Origin of the sequence: Bacillus sp. AFS018417 (genome assembly GCF_002560985.1) — a bacterium.
GTDB lineage: Bacteria > Bacillota > Bacilli > Bacillales > Bacillaceae_G > Bacillus_A > Bacillus_A rhizoplanae.
Map to the genome: position 1 here is coordinate 1 of NZ_NTTM01000056.1, position 24,107 is coordinate 24,107.

The 24,107-nt window shown below is 37.1% G+C and carries 25 protein-coding genes and 2 other annotated features; of the genes, 15 read left to right on the plus strand and 10 right to left on the minus strand.

Going from position 1 to position 24,107, the window contains the following annotated elements; translation table 11 throughout:
* A partial coding sequence (locus tag CN326_RS20080; RefSeq protein WP_218007854.1) for a CotO family spore coat protein occupies window positions 1-456 on the plus strand: 456 nt, incomplete at its 5' end.
* 53 nt (window positions 457-509) lie between these two features.
* Here CN326_RS20080 and CN326_RS20085 read toward each other — a convergent pair.
* Window positions 510-965, minus strand: coding sequence for a CotY/CotZ family spore coat protein (locus CN326_RS20085; RefSeq protein ID WP_098310743.1), 456 nt, complete (start codon window positions 963-965; stop codon window positions 510-512).
* Window positions 966-1,100: 135 nt separating this feature from the next.
* On the opposite strand from CN326_RS20085, the gene CN326_RS20090 reads away from it, so the two are divergent.
* The gene (locus CN326_RS20090) at window positions 1,101-1,460 is read left to right on the plus strand and encodes a DUF1360 domain-containing protein (protein ID WP_098310744.1); all 360 of its coding nucleotides are present in this window, start codon (window positions 1,101-1,103) and stop codon (window positions 1,458-1,460) included.
* Between the two features lie 73 nt (window positions 1,461-1,533).
* Entirely contained in the window at window positions 1,534-1,698 is a 165-nt protein-coding gene (locus tag CN326_RS20095) for a cytochrome C oxidase subunit III (RefSeq protein WP_176524710.1), read from the plus strand.
* Window positions 1,699-1,885: 187 nt separating this feature from the next.
* Here the strand turns inward: CN326_RS20095 and CN326_RS20100 are convergent, their stop codons facing one another.
* The 4 genes from CN326_RS20100 to CN326_RS20115 form a co-directional block, all read right to left on the minus strand.
* Window positions 1,886-3,943: an ATP-dependent helicase gene (locus CN326_RS20100; RefSeq protein ID WP_098310746.1), complete on the minus strand. Its 2,058-nt coding sequence runs from the start codon at window positions 3,941-3,943 to the stop codon at window positions 1,886-1,888.
* Window positions 3,944-4,449: 506 nt separating this feature from the next.
* Complete coding sequence (locus CN326_RS20105; protein WP_098310747.1) at window positions 4,450-4,872, minus strand: GNAT family N-acetyltransferase; 423 nt, start codon at window positions 4,870-4,872, stop codon at window positions 4,450-4,452.
* Window positions 4,873-4,876: 4 nt separating this feature from the next.
* Window positions 4,877-5,392, minus strand: coding sequence for a YjcG family protein (locus CN326_RS20110; RefSeq protein ID WP_098310748.1), 516 nt, complete (start codon window positions 5,390-5,392; stop codon window positions 4,877-4,879).
* A 90-nt stretch (window positions 5,393-5,482) separates the two neighbouring features.
* Window positions 5,483-6,214 (minus strand): alpha/beta hydrolase, encoded by a 732-nt coding sequence (locus tag CN326_RS20115; RefSeq protein ID WP_098310749.1) that lies wholly within the window; start codon window positions 6,212-6,214, stop codon window positions 5,483-5,485.
* Between the two features lie 139 nt (window positions 6,215-6,353).
* Between CN326_RS20115 and CN326_RS20120 the strand changes: the two genes are divergently transcribed.
* On the plus strand, window positions 6,354-7,265 hold the full coding sequence (locus CN326_RS20120) for a DMT family transporter (RefSeq protein WP_098310750.1): 912 nt from the start codon (window positions 6,354-6,356) through the stop codon (window positions 7,263-7,265).
* Between the two features lie 52 nt (window positions 7,266-7,317).
* Here the strand turns inward: CN326_RS20120 and CN326_RS20125 are convergent, their stop codons facing one another.
* Both CN326_RS20125 and putP read right to left on the minus strand, forming a co-directional pair.
* Entirely contained in the window at window positions 7,318-7,695 is a 378-nt protein-coding gene (locus CN326_RS20125; RefSeq protein WP_098310751.1) for an Ig-like domain-containing protein, read from the minus strand.
* Window positions 7,696-7,867: 172 nt separating this feature from the next.
* Window positions 7,868-9,331, minus strand: coding sequence for a sodium/proline symporter PutP (gene putP, locus CN326_RS20130; RefSeq protein ID WP_098310752.1), 1,464 nt, complete (start codon window positions 9,329-9,331; stop codon window positions 7,868-7,870).
* Between the two features lie 303 nt (window positions 9,332-9,634).
* Window positions 9,635-9,873: a binding site (T-box leader), on the plus strand.
* 42 nt (window positions 9,874-9,915) lie between these two features.
* Window positions 9,916-10,150, plus strand: a binding site (T-box leader).
* Between the two features lie 51 nt (window positions 10,151-10,201).
* Between putP and trpE the strand changes: the two genes are divergently transcribed.
* From trpE to CN326_RS20185, 10 genes are all read left to right on the plus strand, one after another.
* Window positions 10,202-11,620: an anthranilate synthase component I gene (gene trpE / locus CN326_RS20140; RefSeq protein WP_141525090.1), complete on the plus strand. Its 1,419-nt coding sequence runs from the start codon at window positions 10,202-10,204 to the stop codon at window positions 11,618-11,620.
* Window positions 11,617-12,204 carry an anthranilate synthase component II gene (locus CN326_RS20145; RefSeq protein ID WP_098310754.1) on the plus strand — a complete coding sequence of 196 codons (588 nt, stop codon included), beginning with the start codon at window positions 11,617-11,619 and terminating at the stop codon, window positions 12,202-12,204. The genes trpE and CN326_RS20145 overlap by 4 nt, the downstream gene beginning before the upstream one ends.
* Window positions 12,201-13,226 (plus strand): anthranilate phosphoribosyltransferase, encoded by a 1,026-nt coding sequence (gene trpD / locus CN326_RS20150; RefSeq protein ID WP_098310755.1) that lies wholly within the window; start codon window positions 12,201-12,203, stop codon window positions 13,224-13,226. Before CN326_RS20145 ends, trpD begins: the two co-directional genes overlap by 4 nt.
* A complete protein-coding gene (trpC, locus tag CN326_RS20155) occupies window positions 13,227-13,988 on the plus strand; it encodes an indole-3-glycerol phosphate synthase TrpC (protein WP_098310756.1) in 762 nt (253 codons plus the stop codon).
* Complete coding sequence (locus CN326_RS20160; RefSeq protein WP_098310757.1) at window positions 13,985-14,593, plus strand: phosphoribosylanthranilate isomerase; 609 nt, start codon at window positions 13,985-13,987, stop codon at window positions 14,591-14,593. Before trpC ends, CN326_RS20160 begins: the two co-directional genes overlap by 4 nt.
* Window positions 14,594-14,595: 2 nt before the next feature.
* Complete coding sequence (gene trpB, locus CN326_RS20165; RefSeq protein ID WP_098310758.1) at window positions 14,596-15,789, plus strand: tryptophan synthase subunit beta; 1,194 nt, start codon at window positions 14,596-14,598, stop codon at window positions 15,787-15,789.
* A 3-nt stretch (window positions 15,790-15,792) separates the two neighbouring features.
* A complete protein-coding gene (gene trpA / locus CN326_RS20170; protein ID WP_098310759.1) occupies window positions 15,793-16,545 on the plus strand; it encodes a tryptophan synthase subunit alpha in 753 nt (250 codons plus the stop codon).
* Between the two features lie 134 nt (window positions 16,546-16,679).
* A complete protein-coding gene (locus CN326_RS20175) occupies window positions 16,680-18,176 on the plus strand; it encodes an L-lactate permease (RefSeq protein ID WP_098310760.1) in 1,497 nt (498 codons plus the stop codon).
* A 30-nt stretch (window positions 18,177-18,206) separates the two neighbouring features.
* Window positions 18,207-18,761 carry a GNAT family N-acetyltransferase gene (locus tag CN326_RS20180; RefSeq protein WP_255258170.1) on the plus strand — a complete coding sequence of 185 codons (555 nt, stop codon included), beginning with the start codon at window positions 18,207-18,209 and terminating at the stop codon, window positions 18,759-18,761.
* Between the two features lie 46 nt (window positions 18,762-18,807).
* Entirely contained in the window at window positions 18,808-20,145 is a 1,338-nt protein-coding gene (locus CN326_RS20185) for an FAD-dependent oxidoreductase (RefSeq protein ID WP_098310761.1), read from the plus strand.
* 34 nt (window positions 20,146-20,179) lie between these two features.
* Here the strand turns inward: CN326_RS20185 and CN326_RS20190 are convergent, their stop codons facing one another.
* Both CN326_RS20190 and CN326_RS20195 read right to left on the minus strand, forming a co-directional pair.
* The gene (locus tag CN326_RS20190; RefSeq protein ID WP_098310762.1) at window positions 20,180-21,001 is read right to left on the minus strand and encodes a hypothetical protein; all 822 of its coding nucleotides are present in this window, start codon (window positions 20,999-21,001) and stop codon (window positions 20,180-20,182) included.
* A 58-nt stretch (window positions 21,002-21,059) separates the two neighbouring features.
* Window positions 21,060-21,986: a DMT family transporter gene (locus CN326_RS20195; protein ID WP_098310763.1), complete on the minus strand. Its 927-nt coding sequence runs from the start codon at window positions 21,984-21,986 to the stop codon at window positions 21,060-21,062.
* Window positions 21,987-22,178: 192 nt separating this feature from the next.
* Between CN326_RS20195 and CN326_RS20200 the strand changes: the two genes are divergently transcribed.
* Window positions 22,179-22,748, plus strand: a complete 570-nt coding sequence (locus tag CN326_RS20200; RefSeq protein WP_098310764.1) for a helix-turn-helix domain-containing protein — start codon at window positions 22,179-22,181, stop codon at window positions 22,746-22,748.
* Window positions 22,749-22,795: 47 nt separating this feature from the next.
* Here the strand turns inward: CN326_RS20200 and odhB are convergent, their stop codons facing one another.
* Window positions 22,796-24,043 (minus strand): 2-oxoglutarate dehydrogenase complex dihydrolipoyllysine-residue succinyltransferase, encoded by a 1,248-nt coding sequence (gene odhB, locus CN326_RS20205; RefSeq protein ID WP_098310765.1) that lies wholly within the window; start codon window positions 24,041-24,043, stop codon window positions 22,796-22,798.
* Window positions 24,044-24,107 lie beyond the last annotated feature (64 nt).

Here is a 24,107-nt window from a genome sequence, read left to right on the forward strand (position 1 = left end):
GATCCACAACACATGCAAACAGATGAACCGGAGATAGATGTCGTTGATCCACAAAACATGCAAACGGATGAACTGGAGATAGATGTCGTTGATCCACAAAACATGCAAACGGATGAACCTGAGATAGATGTTGTTGATCAACATAACACGTACGCGAATGTAGCGGAAGAGAATCAATCAAAACAAAATGATGAACAATTTGTAGAATCTTCAAGTAGTACGTGGCAGAATAAATCGTTTAAAGATATGAATAATGAAGAGAAAATTTATTTCTTATTAAATCGACCACATTATATACCAAGTGTGAAATGTATGGTGAAAACAGAGAAAGCTTCTTATGTAGGGGTTATTGCTTCTTATGAAAATGGGGTGCTGCAAATGGTAGTATCGAACCGAATTGGGAATTTCATCCTAAATATAGAAGATGTCGTATCCATTCGCATGATGGGGCTATAATGTGCGAAAGGTGGTAGGAATCCTACCACCTCAATAGTTTTTGGGTTTACATATTATACGCCTGAAACGTGTGCGTCACGTAGGCATTGAATTGCACAGAAACAATTTAAATCAACAGTTACAACAGAATTTGTTGCCTGTAGTGTAGCGTTGGGATTGTTTAAGAAGGCACAAACTGGCTCTTCACAATCTTTTTGATCTTGACTGTGTACTTCTAATGCACGTAATACTGCAGTGCAGTCGTCTACACTTTCTACACGGTAAATGTACGAATAGCATTTTTTAATGCTACCAGAACCAACAAATACTTTGAATGGTTCTCCTCCGCTATTAAATAAGACAAATGGGCGAGTATTTGCGAGTCTAGAGCCTTGATGTGCACCAAGGAATGGAACATCGCATCCTGTCGGGCATGTGCTTGTTGCGCAATCTTGTAATTCATTGATGAAGTTTACAACATCACATACGCAATTGATGTTTATAACCTTTTTGTCATCATTGTTACCCATTCTTTTCACTCCTTATCATAAGTTTTGATTACACTACTAGAATATTGAATGCGGGGTAAATCTGTTACTGCTCTAAAGTTGTTTTTTTCAAAGGATAAGCCTGTATTTAGATGAAAAGAAAAGGGGATGAGGAACTTGCTTTTTGAAAGTTGGCTTATGTTTTTTATTTTCTCATTTGCAGTATTTCGGTTAACACACCTTTTGGTCTATGATAAGATTACGTCTTTTATACGTGCGCCTTTTATTGAAGAAATACAGATTACAGAGGAGGATGGTACGGTTTCAACGTATATGAAAATAAGAGAAACGGGCTTACGTAAATTTTTTGGTGAATTGTTAAGTTGCTATTGGTGTACAGGAATATGGGCGAGCGCTCTATTGCTTTTGTGTTATGAATGGATTCCTAAAGTAGCAGAGCCAATTATTTTGTTATTAGCAGTTGCTGGGGTTGCAGCGATTATTGAGACGATTGTGAGTCGAATGATGGGGAATTGAGAAATGAAGGAACGAAACAGAAGGGTTGTTCATATACTAAAGAGAGCGTTAAAAAATAGAGGAGATGTTTGCCATGGCGAATTATCAGCAACCTAATCCATACAATAATCTTCAATATTGGTACAAAATGCAGCAACAGCAACAAGGGCAGCTGAATCAGCAGCAACAACTAGAACAACTAGGATATATAAAGAAACAAGGTTGTAACTGCAGCGGAAATAAAAAGAAAAATCAGTAACAATCAAAAGAGGTTTAGGGGATGAAAAAATTCCCACTGATAGAAGGTTCATTTTATGAAAAATAAAATAAAAAATACCTTGTTTTATCCTCTTTGTAAGGAAAACCAAGGTATTTTTTGTTTTGCAGGATGATTGTATTTCAGAAAGTTTCATCCCGCTATTCGCGGGATGAAATCATTTCATTTGTTATTTTGTTTTTTGTAGATCATCCCTTGTCAAAAATAAAAATCTAGAAACATCAAGTTTCTTCCCTCTAAAAAATTGCGGAGAAGAAATGTACAATTCTTCTTTTGCGCGCGTAATAGCAACGTATGCTAAGCGTCGTTCTTCCTCTAATGCTTCCGAAGTATCAGTGACGCGATCGTTTGCGTCTTTTAAGGATGAAGAATGTGGTAATATCCCATCGCTTGCACCGAGTAAGAAAACACATGGAAATTCAAGACCTTTGGCGTTATGAATAGACATAAGCGATACAGCATCTTGCTGTGCTCGTGTTTTTAATGTTTCCATTTCTTTTTGATTTTGAATAGCTGTGTTTATAAATTCTAAGTACGCTGGAATATCCGAAAAGCGATTTGCAGATTCAATGAGTTCTTCAAGCATTTCTTCTTGTATTTCTTTTTGCATTGTAAAGGAAGAGCGGTCATTGCTTTGCAGATAGTCTAAGTATTGCCCTTTTCCTTTAATGATTTCTTTTAATGCTTTTTTCGGTTCAAGCTCTTTAATAAATTTCAAGAAATCAATACGATCATTAACTTTCTTCACTTGGAACGGTTTTAAGTTCGGATTAAGTAAAAGAAAATGTAAAAGGGAAGGGAAGCGACCTTCACCGTATTTCCATTGTTCTCGTTCAATAAATGATATACATTCATCACGGCCTATATACATTGTTGGTAAAATGCTTGCGAGTGATTCTAAACGAAAAGGTTCAAAGGCTAGCCGCAATTGATCTAATACAGGTTTTATGAGCGAGTGTTCATAAAACGATTGGCTTGCCCCGTATTTGACAAACGGAATTTTATGAATCGTAAGCTGATCGAGCAAGGAGCGGCTTACAGAATGAGTCCGGTACAGTAAGCAAAAGTCTGAATAGTTTCGTTCACCACTTGCTACTTTATCTTGAATAAGTTGTAAAATTTGATTCGCTTCATCTAATGTTGTTGCTGGCCTTGAATAAAATGGCTGTATTCCTTCTTCGTGAACGGTGTACAATTCTTTGTTAAATCGTTCTTGATTCAGCTTAATGACTTCATTACCAAGTCCTACTATGTATGGATTGGAGCGATAGTTTGTATTTAAAGTAATAATGGTTGTATCATCAAATTCCTTTGGGAAAGAAAGGATAATTTGATGACTAGCTCCGCGCCAGCCGTAGATCGCTTGATCATCGTCTCCTGCGATAAATAAGTTGTTTTGCGGTGCTGCTAATAGTTTCACAATTTCATACTGGGCGTACGATGTATCTTGAAATTCATCCACTTCAATATATTGAAAGCGACCTTGCAGTTGTGTTAATAATGCGGCATTGTTTTCTAGTAAATAAAACGTTTCAAGTAAAATATCATCAAAGTCTAGATAGCGATGACTTTGCTTTACGTCTTCATAGCGTTGATATACTTCTTGAAATTCACGTTCAACAGGTGTTTTTGCTTGTACATCTTTCGGTCTATTTAATTTATTTTTTTCAAGTGAAATCATTGCTAGCATACTTTCTGCATCATAGTCATCTTTTAAACGAAGTTCTTTTAAAATTTTCTTTACGATAATTTGTTTATGCTTTTCATTTGCTAAAATTTGTTGGTTGTATCCTTGGCTGCGAAGTAATTTTAAGAAAACAGAGTGGAACGTTCCGGCAACAAGATATTGGCTCGCTGCGGGTGTCATACCAGGTAATGTTGCTACGCGGCTTCGGATTTCTTCTGCAGCTTTTTGGGTAAACGTAAGCAATAAAATGTTACGCGGGTGAATGCCTTTTACGTTGACTAAATAGCCAACGCGTGTTGTCAAGACAGACGTTTTTCCGCTGCCAGCACCAGCTAATGTGAGAACGGGTCCTTCTGTCTGACGAACAGCTTCTAATTGTTTTTCATTTAAATGTATTCCTTGTTGTTCAAGAGCACGAAAATAGGTAACATCCGCATCGTTTCGATCAATTAAATCGGTAGATGTTTTCGGAATATGATAAGTTGCGCGAGGTATATTCGAATGTGTTAATGATTTTTGCGAAAAATTTTCCTTAGTCATAATTTCACCTTCAATAAGTAGCATCAACTTATAACTTTATCGGAAGATAGAGGAAATGGCAATGTAAAAAAGTGAGACAGTTATGTGGTTGAATTTGGAGTATATAAATACAAATTGAAAAAACGACATAAAAACCCCTTTCTTTTTAGATGGGTGAGAGGATCTGGCCGTGCATAGAAGCGGTCAGGACCTTTTCCTGCCCCGTGCGGTGGTAAAACAAAGAGAGAAAACGAGTGCAGGTTACTTTTTGTTTGGCGTAGCCGTGACTTACATGTTGAAAAAACGAAATAAAAGACCTTTTTTTGTTAGGGAAGCGAGAGGATCTGGCCATGCATAGAAGTGGTCAGCCTCTTTTTCTGCCCCGTGCAACGGTAAAACAAGTGTAGGTCACTTGTTTTCTTCATAGCAGCGACTTATATGTTGAAAAGTCATATGTGATGAGAGCGTGCGTAAAACGCAAGATGATTGTAGAAATTATAAAAAGAAGCGCTAAGCAAGCGCTTCTTTTATAGTTTTTTTATCATCACAACATGCGGAATGTCAGCTTCCATAAACACATCAGAAATTGTTTCATATCCAAGCTTATTATAAAACGGCTCAGCATGTGTTTGAGCATGAAGTTTTAGTTTTGGAAGAGCTTCTTCTTTCGCAAGAGCTTCTAACGCATTCATAATGATTTTTCCAGCACCTCTTTGACGATGAGAGGATAGGACACAAACACGTTCCATTTTTCCTATGCCGTCAACGATACGAAAACGACCAGCACCAACTGGAACATCTTCGTCGTATAAAACAACATGTTTTGCGACATGTTCATATTCATCGTATTCTTCTTCAGACGAAACATTTTGCTCGTCCACAAATACTTGTTTCCGAACAGAGAATGCATCTTTTAGCTCTTCTTCATTTTGTACGAATTTTGCTTGCAACTTATTACTGCTCCTTTCCTAAATGGAACGTTTCATATACTGTCCATGTATCATTTTCTAATTGATATACTAAATGGAAACGGTCAATTGGTTGTTCATAATAGAAATCTTTCATTTTTAGGCGACCTAAAACATCAGCATGTTCAGCATCTGATAATTGTTGTCCAATTGTAAGGTGTGGCACAAAAGCATATTCGCGATCTTGTGTGAATATTCCGCTATGCATTTCTTCATTTAGAAATGTTAATTCTGGTGTTTTTTCCACTTTAAAGTAAATGACATTATTTACAGGTGCAAACGAGCTCACTTTTCCAACATGTAGTGTAAACGTGTTTGCTTTGCTTGCAATTGTATGCAGCTCTGTTACAATAGCGCCTAGCTGTTCATCGGCTACTTCAAAAGGTGCCTTTAATGTAATATGCGGTGGAACTAATGCATAATGTGGATCGTAACGCTTACGCAGACCATTTGCTTTATCTTGAATCATTTTTGATGGAAAAATTACAATACCTAGTTTCATCTCTAAATTCCTCCCCTTGTCTGAACGTAAAATGTTTTTATGAAAAAACTCTCCTTTATTATATCAGATGATTCTGAAAAATACTGTGTATTATTTCATTGATAGCATATGAGAAAATGCATGTGGCAAGTTTTTTTGCCAATATTTCCATGTATGATTACCATTGAACTCTTCGTAATAGGTTGTAAATCCCTTTTCTATGAGAAGATTATGCAATTCTCGGTTTGGTGCTACAAAATCAGAAATATTGCCATCTGTTGTTTTTACATTTGTTTCTTCTGTACCGATAATATGGTATAAATCTAACGTTTGTGGCTCCGTAAATGTTTTGGCACGTTCTAACACAGATTCATTAACGAATGGTGATTGCATAATCACTTTACCGAATGTATGCGGATACATAAGAGCTGTCATAAATGAAACTGTACCGCCTAAAGAATCTCCAATTAAAACGCGGCCTTTCCCCATTTGATACGTTGGATACTTCTCATCTAAATATGGAACAAGTTCGTGAGCTAAAAAGCGAATGTACATGTCATTTTGTGATCCGTTTGGATGATATTTTTCTTTTCGGTCGTGTACATCTTTATATGGGATACCAACAATAATAGTTCGATCAATTTCTTCTGTTTCACGAAGTGATTCTATCACGCGATGTGCTTTACCTAGCTGAAAATAATCTCTTCCATCTTGTGCAATTACAATGGTGTGCTTATGAAGCGGCGTGAAGTTTGCTGGTAAATAAACGAGAAGCGAAATTTCTTCTTGCAATGATTTACTGTAAAATGTAAGTTCTTCAATTTTCCCTATTGTTTGTGTCATTGTGTAATCTCCCCTAAGTCAAAAGTTAATACAATTTTATTTTAGCATAAGAATGAGAAGAATCTAAAAAATTAGTATTCAGTAATAGAAGAAAGGGCTATAATGAAGTGAGAATTTTGGATAGATAAGGAGATGACATATGAAGCAACCAAAATCAATTGCACTGCCGTTAGCGATTTCGATTATTACGATTTCATTTGCGGCTATTTTTGTAAAAATGTCTACAGCACCATCTTCTGTTTTAAGTATGTATCGTTTATGGATTGTTGTGCTTATTATGTTTCCTATTGTTTGGAAGAGAAGAGAGGAATTTACGAGAATTCAGAAAAAGGACTGGGGATTTTTAATTGGATCTGGTTTCTTTTTAGCATTACATTTTCTTCTATGGTTTGCATCGTTAAAATTTACAACAGTTGCAAGTTCTACGATCATTTTAGCACTGCAGCCGCTCGTATCTCTTGTGGGAGGTTTTTTCTTATTTAAAGAAAGAACAACACTCGCTGCACTTGCGACAATGGGAATTGCAATTATTGGTGTAGGGTGTATTGGATGGGGAGACTTAGGACTGAGTAGGGAAGCAATCTTAGGTGATATACTATCATTTTTAAGTGTGATTGCAGTAGTTGGATATTTATTTATTGGGCAAACAACAGTGAAAAAAGTGTCCCACTGGATATATAGTTTTACTGTCTTTACATTTGCAGCTTTATTTTTAAGTGCCTATAACATGATGCTACAAATTCCATTTACAGGTTATTCATCATGGGACTGGACTGTATTTTTCTTACTTGCAACTGTACCAACTGTATCTCAAATGATTCATAACTGGCTATTAAATTATGTGAATGCGACGACAATATCTATGAGTATTTTAGGGGAGCCTGTTGGTGCAACAATTCTTGCTTTCTTTTTACTAGGTGAAAAATTAAATGTAATGCAAGTGGCAGGAAGTCTGCTTGTATTATGCGGTGTATCTATATTTTTACTGCAACAGCAAAAAAGCGTATATAAAGAGCAAGTAGAAGGTGCAGTATATACGCAAAAGACGTAGTTATTATCGTGCATTGAACAGAAGTGAAACTCCCGCTATTGGAAGTTTCACTTTATTTTGGTTTTGTTATATACGGTTGGACGTGGACGATACATAGGTCACGGAATTTTCCTTCTGCAGTTGTGACAATAATAACAGCTCGTCCAGCTTGTTTTCCTGTTACGATTGCTTTATGCTTTGTAGCGTTAATTTCTACAATATCAGGACTATTGCTCGTCCAAATTAGCTCTTGGTTACTTGCTAGAGAAGGAAGGACAGCTGCTGTAAGTTCTGCACGTTGTCCAGCTTTTAGCTTTAATTTAGCTTTGTGTAGTTGTACGCCGATGACCGGCACAACAGAAGGAACAAGTTTAATATGAGGTGTATCTGTTTGTGTTTTAGCATATGAAGAAGTTGTAAAGTGTTTTTGTAGGCGAAATGATGATAGCATGTGAGCGGTCTCCCTTCTGTATAATGTCTTTGGTTATACTATACATAAAAAATGTTAGGATTAATTTAAGATAATATAAAGAATTTGTTAATTTACAGAAAATTCAGTATGTAAGCGAGAAAAAATAATCCCTGCTTCTATATAATAGAAGCGGGGATTGTTTTTTCTGAGATTAAGAAGCTATTTTTTCAAATTCTTCAAAGTCTTTTTGAACGTTTTCTGCTGGCTTTGTTAACAAGCTTACAACGATAATAGCAAGTAAGCTAGCAGCGAAACCAGGAATCATTTCATATAACATATCTTTTAAAAATTGAAATTGTGTCCACGTAATAACAGTTGTTGCCCCGGCAATCATGCCAGCAAGAGCGCCCCATTTTGTCATTCGCTTCCAGTATAGGCTTAATAAAATAACTGGTCCAAATGAAGAACCAAAACCTGCCCAAGCGTAACCAACAAGTGCTAAAATTGTGTCATTTTGTTTAAATGCAAGTCCACTTGCAATTAAAGCAATTGCTAGAACAGCCATACGTCCTACAAAAACAAGTTCGCGGTCCGTTGCAGAGCGGCGGAAAAATGTACGGTATATATCTTCTGTTACAGCACTTGATGTAACAAGAAGCTGTGAAGAAATTGTACTCATGATTGCTGCTAAAATAGCAGCTAGTAAGAAACCAGTAATAAGTGGGTGGAATAAAATATTTCCAAGTTCAATGAAAATCGTTTCTGGATCTGCTAATTTTAAGCCCATATCAGAATAATAAGCAATCCCGATTAGTCCAGTAAACATAGCGCCGACGATAGAGAAAATCATCCAGCTCATGCCGATGCGGCGAGCACTTTTTAATTCTTTTACAGATGAAATCGCCATAAAGCGAACGATAATATGAGGTTGTCCAACATAACCAAGACCCCAAGCGAATAAGGAAATAATGCCGAGTACAGAAGTACCTTTAAAAATATTTAATAAGTTTGGATCAATAGATTGAATTGTTTGAAATGCTGGTCCAAGACCATTTACATGCATAATTGTTACAATTGGAACTAAAACGAGTGCGACAACCATAATAATCCCTTGCACGAAGTCTGTCCAACTTACAGCTAAGAACCCGCCAAATAACGTATAAGCTACAACAACAGCGGCAACAATGAAAAGTCCCATATGATAGTCCATTCCAAATGTATTACGAAATAGAACAGCACCTGATACTAATCCCGAAGCTACATAAAATGTAAAGAAAATCATAATAACAAGTCCGGAAACAAGGCGTAGCATATGAGATTTATCATGGAAGCGATGTTCTAAAAATTCTGGAATTGTAATTGAGTTGTTTGCCAGTTCAGAGTAGGTACGTAAGCGAGGAGCGACGTATAGCCAGTTTGCATATGCACCGAGTGTTAAGCCGACCGCAATCCAACTGCTGCTTAGACCTGTTGCAAACATAGCACCGGGTAACCCCATTAACAGCCATCCGCTCATATCAGCAGCGCCTGCACTCAGTGCTGTTACTGCGGGACCTAATGTACGCCCGCCAAGCATATAATCTGTTAAGTTTGATGTTCGTTTGTAGGCAATGTAGCCAATTACTAACATCCCGATCATATAGATCGAAATTGAAATTAAAATCTGTGTATTCATGTTAGTCCCCTTCCCTAAGTAGTATCTTTTGATGTATTGCATAATTATAATCTAACATGATTATGCGAAAAAATCCACACGCAAATAAGAATTTTCAGAAATGTAAGCGTATTTAGAAGGTATTTTATTTTTTTAATATAAAATATTTTATTAGTAAATAGCTATTTTTATAGAGTATTTATTATTTTTACATAAAAACGGGATGTTTTGTCAATATAATATTTAACGTATAGATAAAAAATTTTTTTCGGAAAGTGTTGACTTCTAAAAAAAGAAAAGCATATAATGAGTTCAAATTTAAAAACGTAAGCGTTGATGAAGAAGAGTACATATTATAGACATGTCAGAGAGCTGATGGTTGGTGCGAATCAGTATGAAAGTAATATGGAATGGGCTTCGGAGCTTCCAAACCGAAACGAAAAAAGTAGGCTTTGGCGAAAAGATCTCATCGTTACAAGAGACACGTATTGTATTTCGATACGGAAAAGTGCGTTACTTTTGTAACGAATTAAGGTGGCACCACGGGAGTACCCGTCCTTTTTATAGGATGAGTACTCCCTTTTTGTGTAGAAAAAAATGAATATGATAAATCGATGAGTAAGAAGAGTACGTACATTGGAGACGTTCCAGAGAGCCGGGGGTAGGTGAGAGCCCGGTGCGGTGCCAAGTACGGAATGGGCTTACGAGAGGTATGCTGAACTATAAGTAGGCAACCCGGGTTCCGCCGTTACAAGGATTGGGTATAATATTGTACCTGAAAAAGCGGGATGCTTTGCATCCAACAAGAGGTGGTACCGCGGTAAATTTATCGTCCTCTGCATATTTCCATATGCAGGGGACTTTTTTATTTTGAATAGAGAGGTGACAGTCATGATAACGAAAGAACAATTTATGATGCGAAAACAACAAGGGAAAACCTTTCTTGTTATTCAAGAGGAAGAAGGCGATAGTTTAACACCGATTGCTTTATATCGCCGTATGAAAGGTGAGAAAAAATTTTTACTCGAAAGCTCGCAGCTTCATCAAGATAAAGGACGTTATTCTTATTTAGGGTGTAATCCTTACGGAGAAATTAAAAGTATTGGCAAGGAAGTAGAGATTACGATAAATGGTGTGACTGAAAAGGTAAACGGAAACGTATTAAAGGAACTGGAAAGAATACTTGCACCAAATAAAGTTGAAAGCCCATTTCCGTTTTGCGGAGGAGCAGTTGGTTATATTGGTTATGATGTCATTCGGCAATATGAAGATATTGGAGAAATGTTGTCTGACCCATTAAATATTCCAGAAGTGCATGTGCTACTTTATCGTATGTTTGTTGTGTATGATCATCTACGACAAAAGCTATCGTTTGTATATGTGTATCAAGGCGATGATATGGACTCGTATGAAGAAGTTTACGAGCAGCTGCAAGTATATAAACAGGAATTGTTACATGAATCAGAGGAACATGTGAAAGAGCTGTATGCTTCTTTAACATTTACATCTTCTGTAACAGAAGAAAGGTTTTACGAAATGGTTGAACAGGCAAAGGAACATATTCGGGCAGGGGATATTTTTCAAGTTGTGTTATCGCAGCGTTTGCAAAGTGATTTTGTAGGAAATCCATTTGCGTTATATCGCCGGCTTCGCACCGCGAATCCGTCTCCCTATATGTTTTATATTGATTTTCAAGATTATGTTGTACTCGGTTCTTCACCGGAAAGCTTACTTTCTGTACGAGATGAAAAGGTTATGACGAATCCAATTGCAGGAACAAGGCCACGCGGAAAAACGAAAGAAGAGGATGAAAAGATAGCGAAAGAGTTGCTTGCAAACGAGAAGGAGCGAGCGGAGCATATGATGCTGGTCGATTTAGGACGTAATGATATTGGACGGGTGAGTGAGGTTGGTTCAGTTCAATTAGATAAATATATGAAAATCGAGAAATATTCACATGTGATGCATATTGTATCTGAAGTTTCCGGAACATTGCGAAAAAATATGAACTGCTTTGATGCGTTAGCGTATTGCTTGCCGGCAGGAACTGTATCGGGAGCTCCAAAAATTAGGGCAATGGAAATTATTAATGAATTAGAAACAGAAAAACGAAATGTGTATGCCGGAGCAGTTGGCTATATTTCTTTCTCGGGGAATATGGATATGGCACTTGCTATACGAACAATGGTTGTAAAAGATGAAAAAGCATATGTACAGGCAGGGGCTGGTATTGTGTATGATTCGAATCCTGCAGCCGAATATGAAGAAACATTAAATAAAGCAAAAGCGCTCTTGGAGGTAATGAAATGATTGTTATCATTGATAATTATGATTCATTCACATATAACTTGTATCAATTGTTAGGTTCCAGCGCAGAGAACGTCGTTGTACTACGTAACGATAAAGTGACGATTCAAGAATTGGAGGAAATGAAGCCGCAAGCAATTATTCTTTCTCCAGGACCTGGAAGACCAGAAGATGCAGGGATTTGTATTGAAGTGATTCAACATTTTTATAAAAGTATTCCAATTCTTGGTATTTGTCTTGGGCATCAAGCAATTGTTACTGCTTTTGGTGGAGAAATTGTTCAAGCAGAGCGGATTAAACATGGGAAAACGTCACTTGTGAAACATAATGGTACATCGATATTCTCGTATGTAAAACAGCCGCTGACAGCGATGCGTTACCATTCACTCGTAGCAGAGCAGCATACTCTTCCTAATTGTTTTGATGTATTAGCTACAGCGATGGATGACGGAGAAATAATGGCAGTTCGTCATCACTATTATCCGCTTTTCGGATTACAATTTCATCCGGAATCAATTGCAACTGAAGAAGGCGGAAAATTAATACAGGCATTTTTAACCAATGTGAAAGAGGTGGAGAGAGTATGAACAGTTATCTTCGAAAATTAGTAGAGAGGCAGGATTTAACGGAACATGAAATGTATGAAGCAGGGATTGCGCTATTAAGCGAAGATATTTTAGAAAGTGAAATTGCAGCTTTTTTAGCAGTGTTAAAAGCAAAGGGAGAAACGGCGGATGAAATATATGGTCTTGTTCGAGCTCTTCGTGAAAAAGCATTGCCATTTTCTAATCATATTGTAGGTGCGATGGACAATTGCGGAACGGGCGGAGATGGTGCACAAACATTTAATGTGAGTACAACATCAGCCTTCGTGCTTGCTGGTGCCGGTGTAAAAGTTGCGAAACATGGCAACCGTGCCGTTTCTAGTAAAACGGGAAGTGCGGATTTATTAGAGGAACTCGGTGTCAATATTGCATGTACGCCAAAGCAAATTGATTATTTGTTAGAGAAAGTCGGGATTGCCTTTCTATTTGCACCGGCGATGCATCCAGCACTGCGCCGCATTATGAAAGTAAGAAAAGAATTAAATGTTCCAACAATCTTTAATTTGATTGGACCACTTACAAATCCAATTCACTTAGAAACACAGTTCGTTGGTATTTATAAACGAGAGATGTTACTTCCCGTAGCAAAGGTACTGCAAAAGCTTGGCAGAAAACAAGCAATTGTTGTAAATGGGAGTGGATTTTTAGATGAAGCATCTTTGCAAGGAGAGAATCACGCAGCGCTTTTAAAAGATAACAAGATTATCGAAGTAAGTATTTCCCCAGAAGAGTATGGATTTTCATGTGTGAAAAACGAAGCCATTAGAGGCGGAAATGCAAAGGAAAATGCCAATATTACATTAAACGTCTTGCGCGGAGAAGATAGCGTATACCGTGATACAGTGTTATTCAATGCGGGTCTTGCTCTTTTTGCAAACGGAAAAGCAGGAACAATTGAAGAGTGCATTCGCTTAGCGGCTCATAGTATCGATTCTGGAAAGGCGTTAGAAAAATTAAATTTATTAGTTGCTGAAAGTAACAAAAAACTAGAGAGGGTGAACTAAATGGAAACGATTTTGACGAAAATTATCGAGCAAAAAAGGAAAGAAGTAGCAGTGTTATATGAAACGTATATACCAGTGAAGGAAACTCGTACATCCTATTCTCTTGTAGAAGCGCTGCAGCAATTTACAGTGATTGCAGAGATAAAACGTGCCTCACCGTCTAAAGGGGATATCAACTTACATGTTGATGTCGCCAAACAAGCACAGATCTATGAAACAAGTGGTGCTGGAGCAATTTCTGTTTTAACAGATAATCAATTTTTTAAGGGCTCTTTTCATGATTTAGAAACGGTAAGAGCACATACGAATATACCGCTTTTATGTAAAGATTTTATTATTGATAGCATCCAAATTGACCGGGCATATGATGCGGGAGCAAATCTCATTTTACTTATTGTTGCTGCATTAACAAAAGAAAAATTATTTGAGTTGTATGAGTATGTAAAGGAGCTCGGATTAGAAGCAATTGTAGAGATTCATAATGAAGAGGAGTTAGAAACGGCATTAGAGCTAAATCCTGACGTCGTTGGAGTAAACAATCGAAACTTGAAAACATTTGAAGTTGATTTAAGTACAACGGAAAAGCTCGGGAAACGGTTAAATGAACAAAACGTACTTTGGATTAGTGAGAGCGGCATTCATACAAAAGAAGATATTATACGTGTCAAGCAAGCCGGTGCAAAAGGAATTCTTGTCGGAGAAGCGTTCATGACAGCACCGTCTGTCGGAGACTTTTTCCAATCGCTGAAGGTGACGATATGAAAGTGAAAATTTGCGGTATTACCGACATCGAAACAGCAAAAGCCGCCTGTGAATACGGCGTTGATGCCATCGGATTTGTATTTGCGAAAAGTAAGCGGGAAATTACGCCAGAGCAGGCAAAACAAATTATTGAAGAGCTTCCGATGAATGTGATGAAAGTTGGCGTTTTCGTAAATGAGCCAATCGAAGTGATCCAGAAAATTGTAACGTATTGTGGTTTAACGCATGTACAGTTTCATGGGGACGAACAAAATCACCACATCAAAAGATTGAATATTCCGTCTATAAAAGCGGTTGGTGTAAGTTCGAGAGAAGATATAGAACGAGCACAAGAATATGAAACTGATTTTATATTATTTGATAGTCCAAAAGAGAAATTTCATGGTGGGAATGGCAAAACATTTTCATGGGAGTTATTACAGCACATGCCAAATGCTATTAGGAAAAAGTGTATATTAGCTGGTGGATTACATCTTGAAAATATTACAAAAGCAATTGAAATGGTTCAACCATATATGGTTGATGTGAGCAGTGGTGTTGAAACAGATGGTAAAAAAGATATCGAGAAAATGAAAAGATTCATAACGAAAGCGAAGGAGTGTTAAAGATGAAATATGCATATCCAGATGAAAAAGGTCATTACGGTATTTATGGAGGACGTTATGTCCCAGAAACGTTAATGCAGTCTGTTTTAGAGTTAGAAGCAGCATATAAAGAAGCAATGCAAGATGAAGCATTTCAAGAAGAGTTAGAGCATTATTTACAAACATATGTCGGGAGAGAAACACCTCTGTATTTTGCAGAAAATCTTACGAAGTATTGCGGCGGAGCAAAAATTTATTTAAAGCGAGAAGATTTAAATCATACAGGAGCTCATAAAATTAACAACACAATTGGGCAGGCGCTTCTAGCAGTGCGAATGGGTAAGAAAAAAGTTGTGGCTGAAACTGGTGCTGGACAGCACGGGGTAGCAACAGCAACTGTATGTGCCTTGCTTGGTTTAGAGTGCGTTATTTTCATGGGAGAAGAGGATGTAAAACGCCAAAAACTAAATGTTTTTCGGATGGAATTACTAGGTGCGAAAGTTGAAAGTGTCGCAGCAGGAAGTGGGACGCTAAAAGATGCAGTAAATGAGGCGCTTCGCTACTGGGTTGCGCATGTACATGATACGCACTACGTTATGGGATCTGTCCTTGGACCGCATCCGTTTCCGCAAATCGTACGTGATTTTCAAAGTGTAATTGGTAAGGAAACGAAGAAGCAATATGCGGAGTTAGAAGGAAAATTACCAGAAGCAGTTGTAGCTTGTATTGGCGGCGGCAGTAATGCGATGGGAATGTTTTATCCATTCGTACAAGATGAAGAAGTTGCTCTTTACGGCGTAGAAGCAGCAGGTAAAGGGGTTCATACAGAGAAGCATGCGGCAACATTAACGAAAGGAAGCGTTGGTGTTTTGCACGGGTCTATGATGTATCTTCTGCAAAATGAAGAAGGACAAATTCAAGAAGCCCACTCCATTTCAGCAGGGCTGGATTACCCAGGGGTTGGGCCGGAGCATAGCTTATTAAAAGACATTGGCCGTGTATCTTATCATTCGATAACAGATGAAGAAGCGCTGCATGCTTTTCAGTTGTTAACGAAAAAAGAAGGGATTATCCCAGCATTAGAGAGCTCACATGCTGTGGCGTATGCACTCAAATTGGCACCAACTATGAAAAGTGATGAAGGGCTTGTCATTTGTTTATCTGGGCGCGGAGATAAAGATGTTGAAAGTATAAAACGTTATATGGAAGAGGTGTAACTGATGGGAGTAGAAAGAATTACTGCAGCATTTCAAAATGGGAAAAAAGCATTCATCCCGTACGTAATGGGGGGGGATGGCGATTTACAAGAACAAATTCGTTTTTTAGATAAAGCCGGGGCAAGCATTGTTGAAATTGGCATTCCTTTTTCTGACCCAGTTGCAGATGGACCGACCATTCAAAGGGCAGGAAAACGAGCACTAGAAAACGGAACAACGCTTGAAGGAATCTTCCAAGCACTTGCGGAAGTAAGGCAAGAAGTGCAAATTCCATTTGTATTAATGACATATTTCAATCCGATTTTAGCGTTCGGGAAAGAACGTTTTATTGGAAGGTGCATTGAAGCAGGCGTCGATGGGATTATCGTTCCGGATCTTCCATATGAAGAACAAGATATTATTGCACCGCTATTGCGCGGGGCACATATTGCTCTTATTCCGCTTGTAACAGTAACGAGTTCGATTGAACGAATTCAAAAGATTACAAGTGAATCACAAGGGTTTGTATATGCTGTTACAGTAGCTGGTGTAACTGGGGTACGGCGTGATTTCGAGCAAGAATTGCAAGCTTATTTAGAAAAGGTGAAAGCGCATGTTCAGCTTCCAGTTGTTGCAGGATTTGGCATATCAACAACGGAGCAAATAGAAGAAATGATTAAATTATGTGATGGAGTTGTGGTCGGAAGTAAAGTGATTGAGCTGTTAGAAAATGAAAAGCAAGATGAAATTCGCGAGCTCATTGCTGCAGTGAAATAGAAGGGAGAGGCTGCTTATTAAGGCAGCTTCTTTTTTGTATTTTTGCTGATAAAAAGGATTTTAAATTAATTGAAAATTCTTTCTTCTATTATATAATAAATACAATTGTATCTTCCAAGAAATGAGATGATTGTATGGCGGTATTGCTGGCTCTTATTCCGATTGTAATGATTTTTATTTGTTTATTTGTATTCAAGCAAACATCTCTTAAAGCTTCGTTAATTTCTTATGTTGTATGCAGCGGAATCGTTTTACTATCACCGATGTTTCGCTTGCGAATGGGGGAGGTTGTTCATGCGACGATTAAGGGTGGTTTAATTTGTTTTATCGTCGGATATGTTTTGTTTTTCGGTATTTTTTTATTTCACCTTATGAATAAAATGGGATATATTAACCAGGTTGCTCGTTTTATGGAACATGTTACACATGATCGTTTACTACAAATGCTCCTAATGTGTTTTGGAATTTGTCCTCTTATTGAATCGGTAAGTGGTTTTGGAATTGGCTTTATGGTGGCGGCTCCTATTTTTATTTCACTTGGTTATAAACCGTTTCAAGCAGTTTTACTTTCATTTATCGGTTTATTAGCAAGCTCATGGGGAGCGATGGCAACTGGAACAATTATTGGATCAGGGCTTATTGGTATGCCTTTAGTACAACTTGGATCTGGTACAGCGCTATTAAGTATCCCAATATTTGCGTATTTTATCATGCTTTCTTTATATATAGTTGGTGGCTGGTCTGCGGTGGTACAAAAATGGAAAGAAGCAACGGGATTTTTTCTATTATTCTCGTTATCTATTTATTTGTCTAATGTATATGTGAGCGTTGAATTAGCTGGGATTTTAAGTGCGATTGTAACGATAACATTTGGATTTATCATCATTAAAATAACGGCAAGGCAACAGAAGGAAGTGTACTCAGAACATGCTGCTGCCCAGCAGCAGAAAGTTTCTATTGTAAAGATTATTAGCCCGTATTTATTTTTGACAGTCTGTATATTGTTCTCTCGTTTGATTCCATCGTTTCATAGTGCGTTACAATCACATGTGGTTATTAACCTACCATCTTATTCTTACAAACTTGAATTATTGTATTCACCAGGGTTTTGGCTTGGGATTACGTGTTTATTTACCATTATTTTCTTCCGAGTTCCTTCTATTATAATAAAGCAGTCATTGCTGCAAACAGTGAAACAATGGATCCCATTTGCGATTACAACGACCATGTTTATTGCCATTTCGGAACTAATGGGTGCATCAGGTATGCATATGTTATTAGCGGAAGCAGCTGGCCATACATTTGGAATGATGTTTGTTTTTGTTGCACCATTTATCGGTGGTATTGGCGGTTTTTTAACGGGAAGTAATGCCGGGTCAAACGCCATGTTTATTAAATTACAAATGCAAACAGCGCAAAATGTGGGACTTCCGTGGCAATTCGTCACGACGGTGCAAAATACAAGTTCTTCTTTTGCTACAATTGCTTGTCCATCACGCATTACGCTTGGCGCTTATTTATGTAACATTCCATTTCGGGAAAATGAGTTGCTAAAGAAGACGACGCTTATGATTTTTGGAGCTGTTTTGATTGTGTTAGGTGAAGTTTTGGTGTGGCACCTTATTATGTAAAGAAACACTTCTCTTGTAGGAGAAGTGTTTTTGTTTGTAGAAATATATAACGTTGTAGATTACAGAAGAAAGAGTGAACATGGAATGAGTATAAGCTTGCGAGATATTACGAATGAGAATTGGATAGAATGTATATTCTTAACGACAAACAAAGAAGATAAACACTTCATTTGTGAAGAATTTGTTGCTTCAAATGCTTTATCATTAGCGCAGTCGAAAGTTCAAAAAGGTTGGATTACGAAGGCAATATACAATGATGAAACAATGGTTGGATTTACAATGTATGGATATTGTGAACAGCATAACTTTTTTGAAATATGCAGACTCATGATAGATCATAAACACCAAGGAAAAGGGTATGGGAAAACGGCGTTATTACAAGTAATAGAAGAGATAAGAAAAGATGCTGATTGTAATGAAATTTTTCTATCTTTTGCACCGAAAAATATAGTTGCAAAAAAACTGTATGAAAGTATTGGTTTTGAAGATACTGGAAAAATGATTGAAGGTGAATGCTTGTATAAACTGTTATTAAAAAAGGTTCATAATGTTAATGATGAATACAAAAAAATGACTGATAAATGAAAAATATGGGAAATGTAAACGATAGATGATGATAAGGAGTGATACGGTGAAATACGTTATTATAGGCGGAGATGCAGCCGGAATGAGTGCAGCAATGCAAATTATTCGTAATGACCAAGAAGCAAGTGTAATAACTTTAGAAAAAGGCGACATCTATTCGTATGCGCAGTGCGGTCTTCCTTATGCGATTAGCGGAGTGATTGAGTCTACTGAAAACTTAATTGCTAGGGACGTTGATACGTTTCGAAACAAGTATCAAATTGATGCCAAAGTGTATCATGAAGTGACACGTGTAGATCCAGCAAGTAAAAAAGTGTGCGGCATCATACATACGCAAACATCAGAGCCATTTGAATATGAATATGATCGTTTACTAATTGCAACTGGAGTGCATCCGATTATGCCGGACTGGAGAGGGAGTAAATTACAAGGGGTTCATGTATTAAAAACGATTCCAGATGCAAAGCGAATTATGGAGACACTTCATAATCAGAAAGTTGAACATGTTACGATAATTGGCGGCGGGGCAATCGGTCTCGAAATGGCAGAAACATTTGTTGAACTCGGTAAAAAAGTGCGTATGATTGAGAGAAATCAACATATAGGTACTGTTTTCGATGAGGATATGGCAGCATATATTCATGAAGAAGCAAAGAAACATAACATTGAGATACTTACAAATGAAAATGTGAAATCGTTTCAAGGAAAAGAGCATGTTGAATCTGTGGAAACAGATAAAGGAACGTACAAAACAGATCTTGTTTTAGTATCAGTTGGAGTCAAACCAAATACTGATTTTCTAGAAGGAACAGAAATAATCAGAAACCCAAAAGGCGCTATCCAAGTTAACGCTTATATGCAAACAAATATAGAGGACATTTATGCGGCAGGAGACTGTGCTACGCAGTACCACATTATAAAAGAAAAACATGACCATATCCCGCTTGGAACAACGGCAAACAAACAAGGACGAATTGCAGGACTGAACATGGTTGATAAACGAAGAGCGTTTAAAGGGATTGTCGGGACAGCGATTATGAAATTTATGGATATAACATTAGGACGAACAGGTTTGAATGAAAAAGAAGCGAAACAATTACAAATACCATATGAAATTGTAAAAATTGATGCGACAAACATAGCGGGATATTATCCGAGTAAGAAACCACTGCACGTGAAATTATTGTATCGAACAGACACACAGCAATTGTTAGGCGGACAATTTATAGGAGAGCAGGGCGTGGATAAAAGAGTAGATGTACTTGCGATGGCACTGTTCCATAAAATGTCGATTCATGATTTAGAAGATGTAGATTTAAGTTACTCTCCTCCTTACAACAGTGTGTGGGATCCGTTGCAGCAGGCAGCAAGAAGGGCAGAATAAAGCATCTCTTTTTTCAAGAGATGCTTTATTTAGATCATCGTTTCATTCGGTAAAGGATATAACTTATCGCTACAGTAATGCATGAAAATAAAATAGCGATGCTGGAAAAAGCAAGGAAGTAAGCATTATACTTCGCTATATTTGCGATAATTGTATGACTATCAAAATGAAGAAGGCCTCCTATAACGTTGAAAAGGAATAGGAACAAGAAGATTGTAATAAGTCCATCTAATGCACCTTTTATATCGGGTTTACTTAAGGCAATATGCGTAGAGATACAGATTGCAAGAATGAGAAATAGCCAAAAATAAGGATTTAATAGATTGTTAATAGTAAAAAGGCTTTTCAATAATAGGATAGAAGATAAAACAGTGCTTTTTATCATATCACTCATGACGCCGTTTGGCTGAATATTTGTTTCAATATCATTCATAAATGCCGCGTATGAGTGCGGTGTAAGAAAATACATTAAACCAACTAGCGCGGCAATTCCAGAAAAAATAGGGGCAATGCCGATAAAGAAATTACCTATTTTTTGATATATACTTTTAGGATTATATTCGTGCTGCACACATCCTAAATACCCGTTACTTGTATTCGTTGGAAACCACTGAATATCCACGATTTTATGTCGAAACAAGACACACATAAATGCATGCCCGAATTCGTGAATGGGTGTTCCAATCCATGAAGTTAAGAGGAACCCATTTCTTCCAAAGGCCATTGTCCAATATGTTCGGGAACGATTTTCTAAATATCCTAATAAAAGTCCAACTAAAATAATGCATCCTACTAACGAAGCTAACTGTATAAAGGTTGTAATAAGCGTATTAAAAAAGAAGTTTCCTAATTCCATTTTGTCACCTTGTCTATATGTTAGTTTATAAATAGTAGATTACGATAATTTCTTAGTGTTAGTCTACTGTTATTTTTGTATGTCTCGTTTTGTTTTCTAACTTTACAGGTTTATTGTACATTAAGAATAAAAAGATACCCGTTAATATAATACTAGACCCTACCAATTGCTGAACAGTAACTACCTCATGCAGAATAAAATAAGCTAATACACATGTCCCAACTGGTTCACCTAATATACTCATTGAGATCGTTGAAGTATTGAGCCATTTAATGAGCCAATTAAAAATTGTTTGCCCAAGTAATGTTGAAATAAATGCTAAACAAAAGAACCATAGCCAGTCATATGATGAGTGACCTGTTAGAGGATATCCTAGAGTAAACGAATATCCAAATAGGAATAAGGAACTAGTTGCATAACCAATAAAGGTATAAGGGAATAGGGATAAACTTTTTCTTAAGTGTTGTCCGATTAAGAAATAAGCTGTTATCATAGCAGCTCCGAGCAAGGCAAGAATGTCGCCAAATAAGGCTGTACCGCCGATTTTGAAATCTCCCCAGCCAATTACAAAACTACCAGCAACAGCAAATATTCCACCTCCAATTGCAAGGCCTCTTAATCTTTCTCCAAAAAGGAAGTACCCTCCAACGAAGGCGAATAAGGGTTGAAGTGTAACAAGTACAGTTGAACTTGCTACAGATGTAAAACGTAAAGATTCAAACCAAAGTATATAATGAATAGCAAGAAAAACTCCAGACAGGCTACCTAGCATCCATTGTTTTTTTGTTAAATGTCTAATTTCCTGCATAGCATTTTTATTAAAATAGAACATAGGTAATATAAGGATAGTAGAGAACAGCATCCGATAAAAGGCTATAACAGGTGCAGGAGCGCTAGAAAGTTTTACAAATATAGCTGATGTTGAAAGAGCAAAAACTCCGAAAAATAATAAAAAATAAAGTAAAAGAGCTCGTGGTTGATTCAAAGTAAAGTCCTCCTATTTATTCAAAGTTTGGAAATGTAGTGTTTATTATTTTGTACAATGTTTATTATAATTAACTAATCATAGTATATATAACAGAGAGTGTAGCGTTCAATATATTAAGACGATGTTTAGTATGTTAAACGGTAATCGTATATTTGTATGAAAATAATAAAATCGATCAGGAGCTGTATGATGTCAAACTATAGTTTAGGGAATACAATTTTAGAATATAGAAAAAGTAAGGGATATAGTATTCGAGAATTTTCGGAAATAACGGGTATAAGTACATCTTTAATTAGTCAATTAGAAAGAGGACTTGCAAATCCTTCATTAAATATATTACAAATAATTGCAAAAGCTTTAAATGTACCGCTGTTCACATTATTTGTAAATGATATTGACCATGAATCATTGATTGTCAGAAAAGAGGAACGAAAAAAGGTGTATCGTTCGAATAATGAACATATTGTCTACGATATATTAACTCCAGATTTTATGAAAGCAAATGTAGAAATATTAATGATGGATTTAAATCCAAATTCACAAACGACAGAAAGCCACTACAAGCACAATAAAGAAGAAATTGCTATTATCATGAGAGGGACAGCTTGTGTTGTACTTGAGGGAGTAGAGTATGTTTTACGAGAAGGAGATGTCATTCGAATTCCGCCTTTTATGAAGCACAAGTTTAAAAATGAGACTGAGGATATGGTGAATGTTTTGTTTGTTTTAACGGCACCTTCTTATGGAAGTAGAAATTAAGAAAACCCCCTTGCAAATGCAAGGGGGTTCTACAATCTATAAAATGATCAACCTTCTAGTAATAGTGATTTTGGATCTTCAAGCATTTCTTTAACCGCAACAAGGAAGCTAACAGCCTCTTTTCCATCTACAATGCGGTGGTCATAAGATAGAGCAAGGTACATCATTGGACGATTTTCCATGCGTTCTGCATCAATCGCAACTGGTCTTACTTGGATTTTATGCATACCGAGAATACCTACTTGTGGGCTGTTTAGGATTGGTGTTGACATAAGAGAACCGAACACGCCTCCGTTTGTAATTGTGAATGTTCCACCTTGTAGTTCTTTCAGTGTAAGTTTGTTATCACGAGCTTTTTTACCAAGGTTGCTAATTTCGCTCTCAATTTCAGCGAAGTTTAATTGGTTTGCATCACGTACAACAGGAACAACTAATCCATCTGGAGCTGCTACAGCGATTCCGATGTCATAGAATTTCTTAATGATAAGCTCATCACCTTGAATTTCAGCATTTAATAATGGGAATTGTTTTAATGCTGCTACAACTGCTTTTGTGAAGAATGACATGAAGCCAAGACGAACATCATGTTTCTTTTCAAATGCATCTTTACGTTCTTTACGTAATTCCATGATAGCTGTCATATCAACTTCGTTAAATGTTGTTAACATTGCAGCCGTTTGTTGAACTTCTACAAGACGATTTGCAATTGTTTGACGGCGGCGGGACATTTTTACGCGCTCAACTGGTTTTTCAAACTCAGTAGTTGCAGCTGGTTTTGGACTTTGTTTTTCTTGTTTTGGTTGTTCTTTTGGCGCAGTAGCATGTGCTTGTACATCATGCGGTCTTACACGGCCAAGTGGATCAGTGCTGCGTACTTCATTTAAGTCGATTCCTAATTCACGTGCCATTTTTCTAGCAGCAGGTGATGCGATAGGACGATCCGTATTTGGAAGGCCTTGTAAAGGTGTTTTATTTGGTGCTGCACTTGGAGCCTCAGCTTTTGGCGCTTCAGTAACTTCTTGTTTTGGTTGCTCTGGAGCAGGTGTACTTACTGCAGTTCCGTTTGCATCTAAAATTGCGATAACATCACCAATTTCAACTGTGTCTCCAGGTTCTCCTAGTAGTTGTGATACAATACCTGAATCTTCTGCAATGATTTCTACATTGACTTTATCTGTTTCAAGCTCAACAACGCTTGCGCCTTTTTCAACTTTTTCACCTACGTTGATAAGCCATTGAGAAATAGTTCCTTCTGTAATAGATTCTGCAAGCTCAGGTACTTTAATTTCAATCATTTTAAATGTCCTCCCCTATTTGCCTAACAATTGATTTGATATGTTTTGTGATAATCTTCTCTAA

Excerpts from the sequence above, each read along its gene's own strand:
- CN326_RS20085 (WP_098310743.1), bottom strand. The coding sequence starts at position 965 with ATGGGTAACAATGATGACAAAAAGGTTATAAACATCAATTGCGTATGT.
- CN326_RS20095 (WP_176524710.1), top strand. The coding sequence starts at position 1,534 with ATGGCGAATTATCAGCAACCTAATCCATACAATAATCTTCAATATTGG.
- CN326_RS20100 (WP_098310746.1), bottom strand. The coding sequence starts at position 3,943 with ATGACTAAGGAAAATTTTTCGCAAAAATCATTAACACATTCGAATATA.
- CN326_RS20110 (WP_098310748.1), bottom strand. The coding sequence starts at position 5,392 with ATGAAACTAGGTATTGTAATTTTTCCATCAAAAATGATTCAAGATAAA.
- CN326_RS20115 (WP_098310749.1), bottom strand. The coding sequence starts at position 6,214 with ATGACACAAACAATAGGGAAAATTGAAGAACTTACATTTTACAGTAAA.
- CN326_RS20120 (WP_098310750.1), top strand. The coding sequence starts at position 6,354 with ATGAAGCAACCAAAATCAATTGCACTGCCGTTAGCGATTTCGATTATT.
- CN326_RS20125 (WP_098310751.1), bottom strand. The coding sequence starts at position 7,695 with ATGCTATCATCATTTCGCCTACAAAAACACTTTACAACTTCTTCATAT.
- putP (WP_098310752.1), bottom strand. The coding sequence starts at position 9,331 with ATGAATACACAGATTTTAATTTCAATTTCGATCTATATGATCGGGATG.
- trpE (WP_141525090.1), top strand. The coding sequence starts at position 10,202 with ATGATAACGAAAGAACAATTTATGATGCGAAAACAACAAGGGAAAACC.
- CN326_RS20145 (WP_098310754.1), top strand. The coding sequence starts at position 11,617 with ATGATTGTTATCATTGATAATTATGATTCATTCACATATAACTTGTAT.
- trpD (WP_098310755.1), top strand. The coding sequence starts at position 12,201 with ATGAACAGTTATCTTCGAAAATTAGTAGAGAGGCAGGATTTAACGGAA.
- trpC (WP_098310756.1), top strand. The coding sequence starts at position 13,227 with ATGGAAACGATTTTGACGAAAATTATCGAGCAAAAAAGGAAAGAAGTA.
- CN326_RS20160 (WP_098310757.1), top strand. The coding sequence starts at position 13,985 with ATGAAAGTGAAAATTTGCGGTATTACCGACATCGAAACAGCAAAAGCC.
- trpB (WP_098310758.1), top strand. The coding sequence starts at position 14,596 with ATGAAATATGCATATCCAGATGAAAAAGGTCATTACGGTATTTATGGA.
- trpA (WP_098310759.1), top strand. The coding sequence starts at position 15,793 with ATGGGAGTAGAAAGAATTACTGCAGCATTTCAAAATGGGAAAAAAGCA.
- CN326_RS20175 (WP_098310760.1), top strand. The coding sequence starts at position 16,680 with ATGGCGGTATTGCTGGCTCTTATTCCGATTGTAATGATTTTTATTTGT.
- CN326_RS20190 (WP_098310762.1), bottom strand. The coding sequence starts at position 21,001 with ATGGAATTAGGAAACTTCTTTTTTAATACGCTTATTACAACCTTTATA.
- CN326_RS20200 (WP_098310764.1), top strand. The coding sequence starts at position 22,179 with ATGTCAAACTATAGTTTAGGGAATACAATTTTAGAATATAGAAAAAGT.
- odhB (WP_098310765.1), bottom strand. The coding sequence starts at position 24,043 with ATGATTGAAATTAAAGTACCTGAGCTTGCAGAATCTATTACAGAAGGA.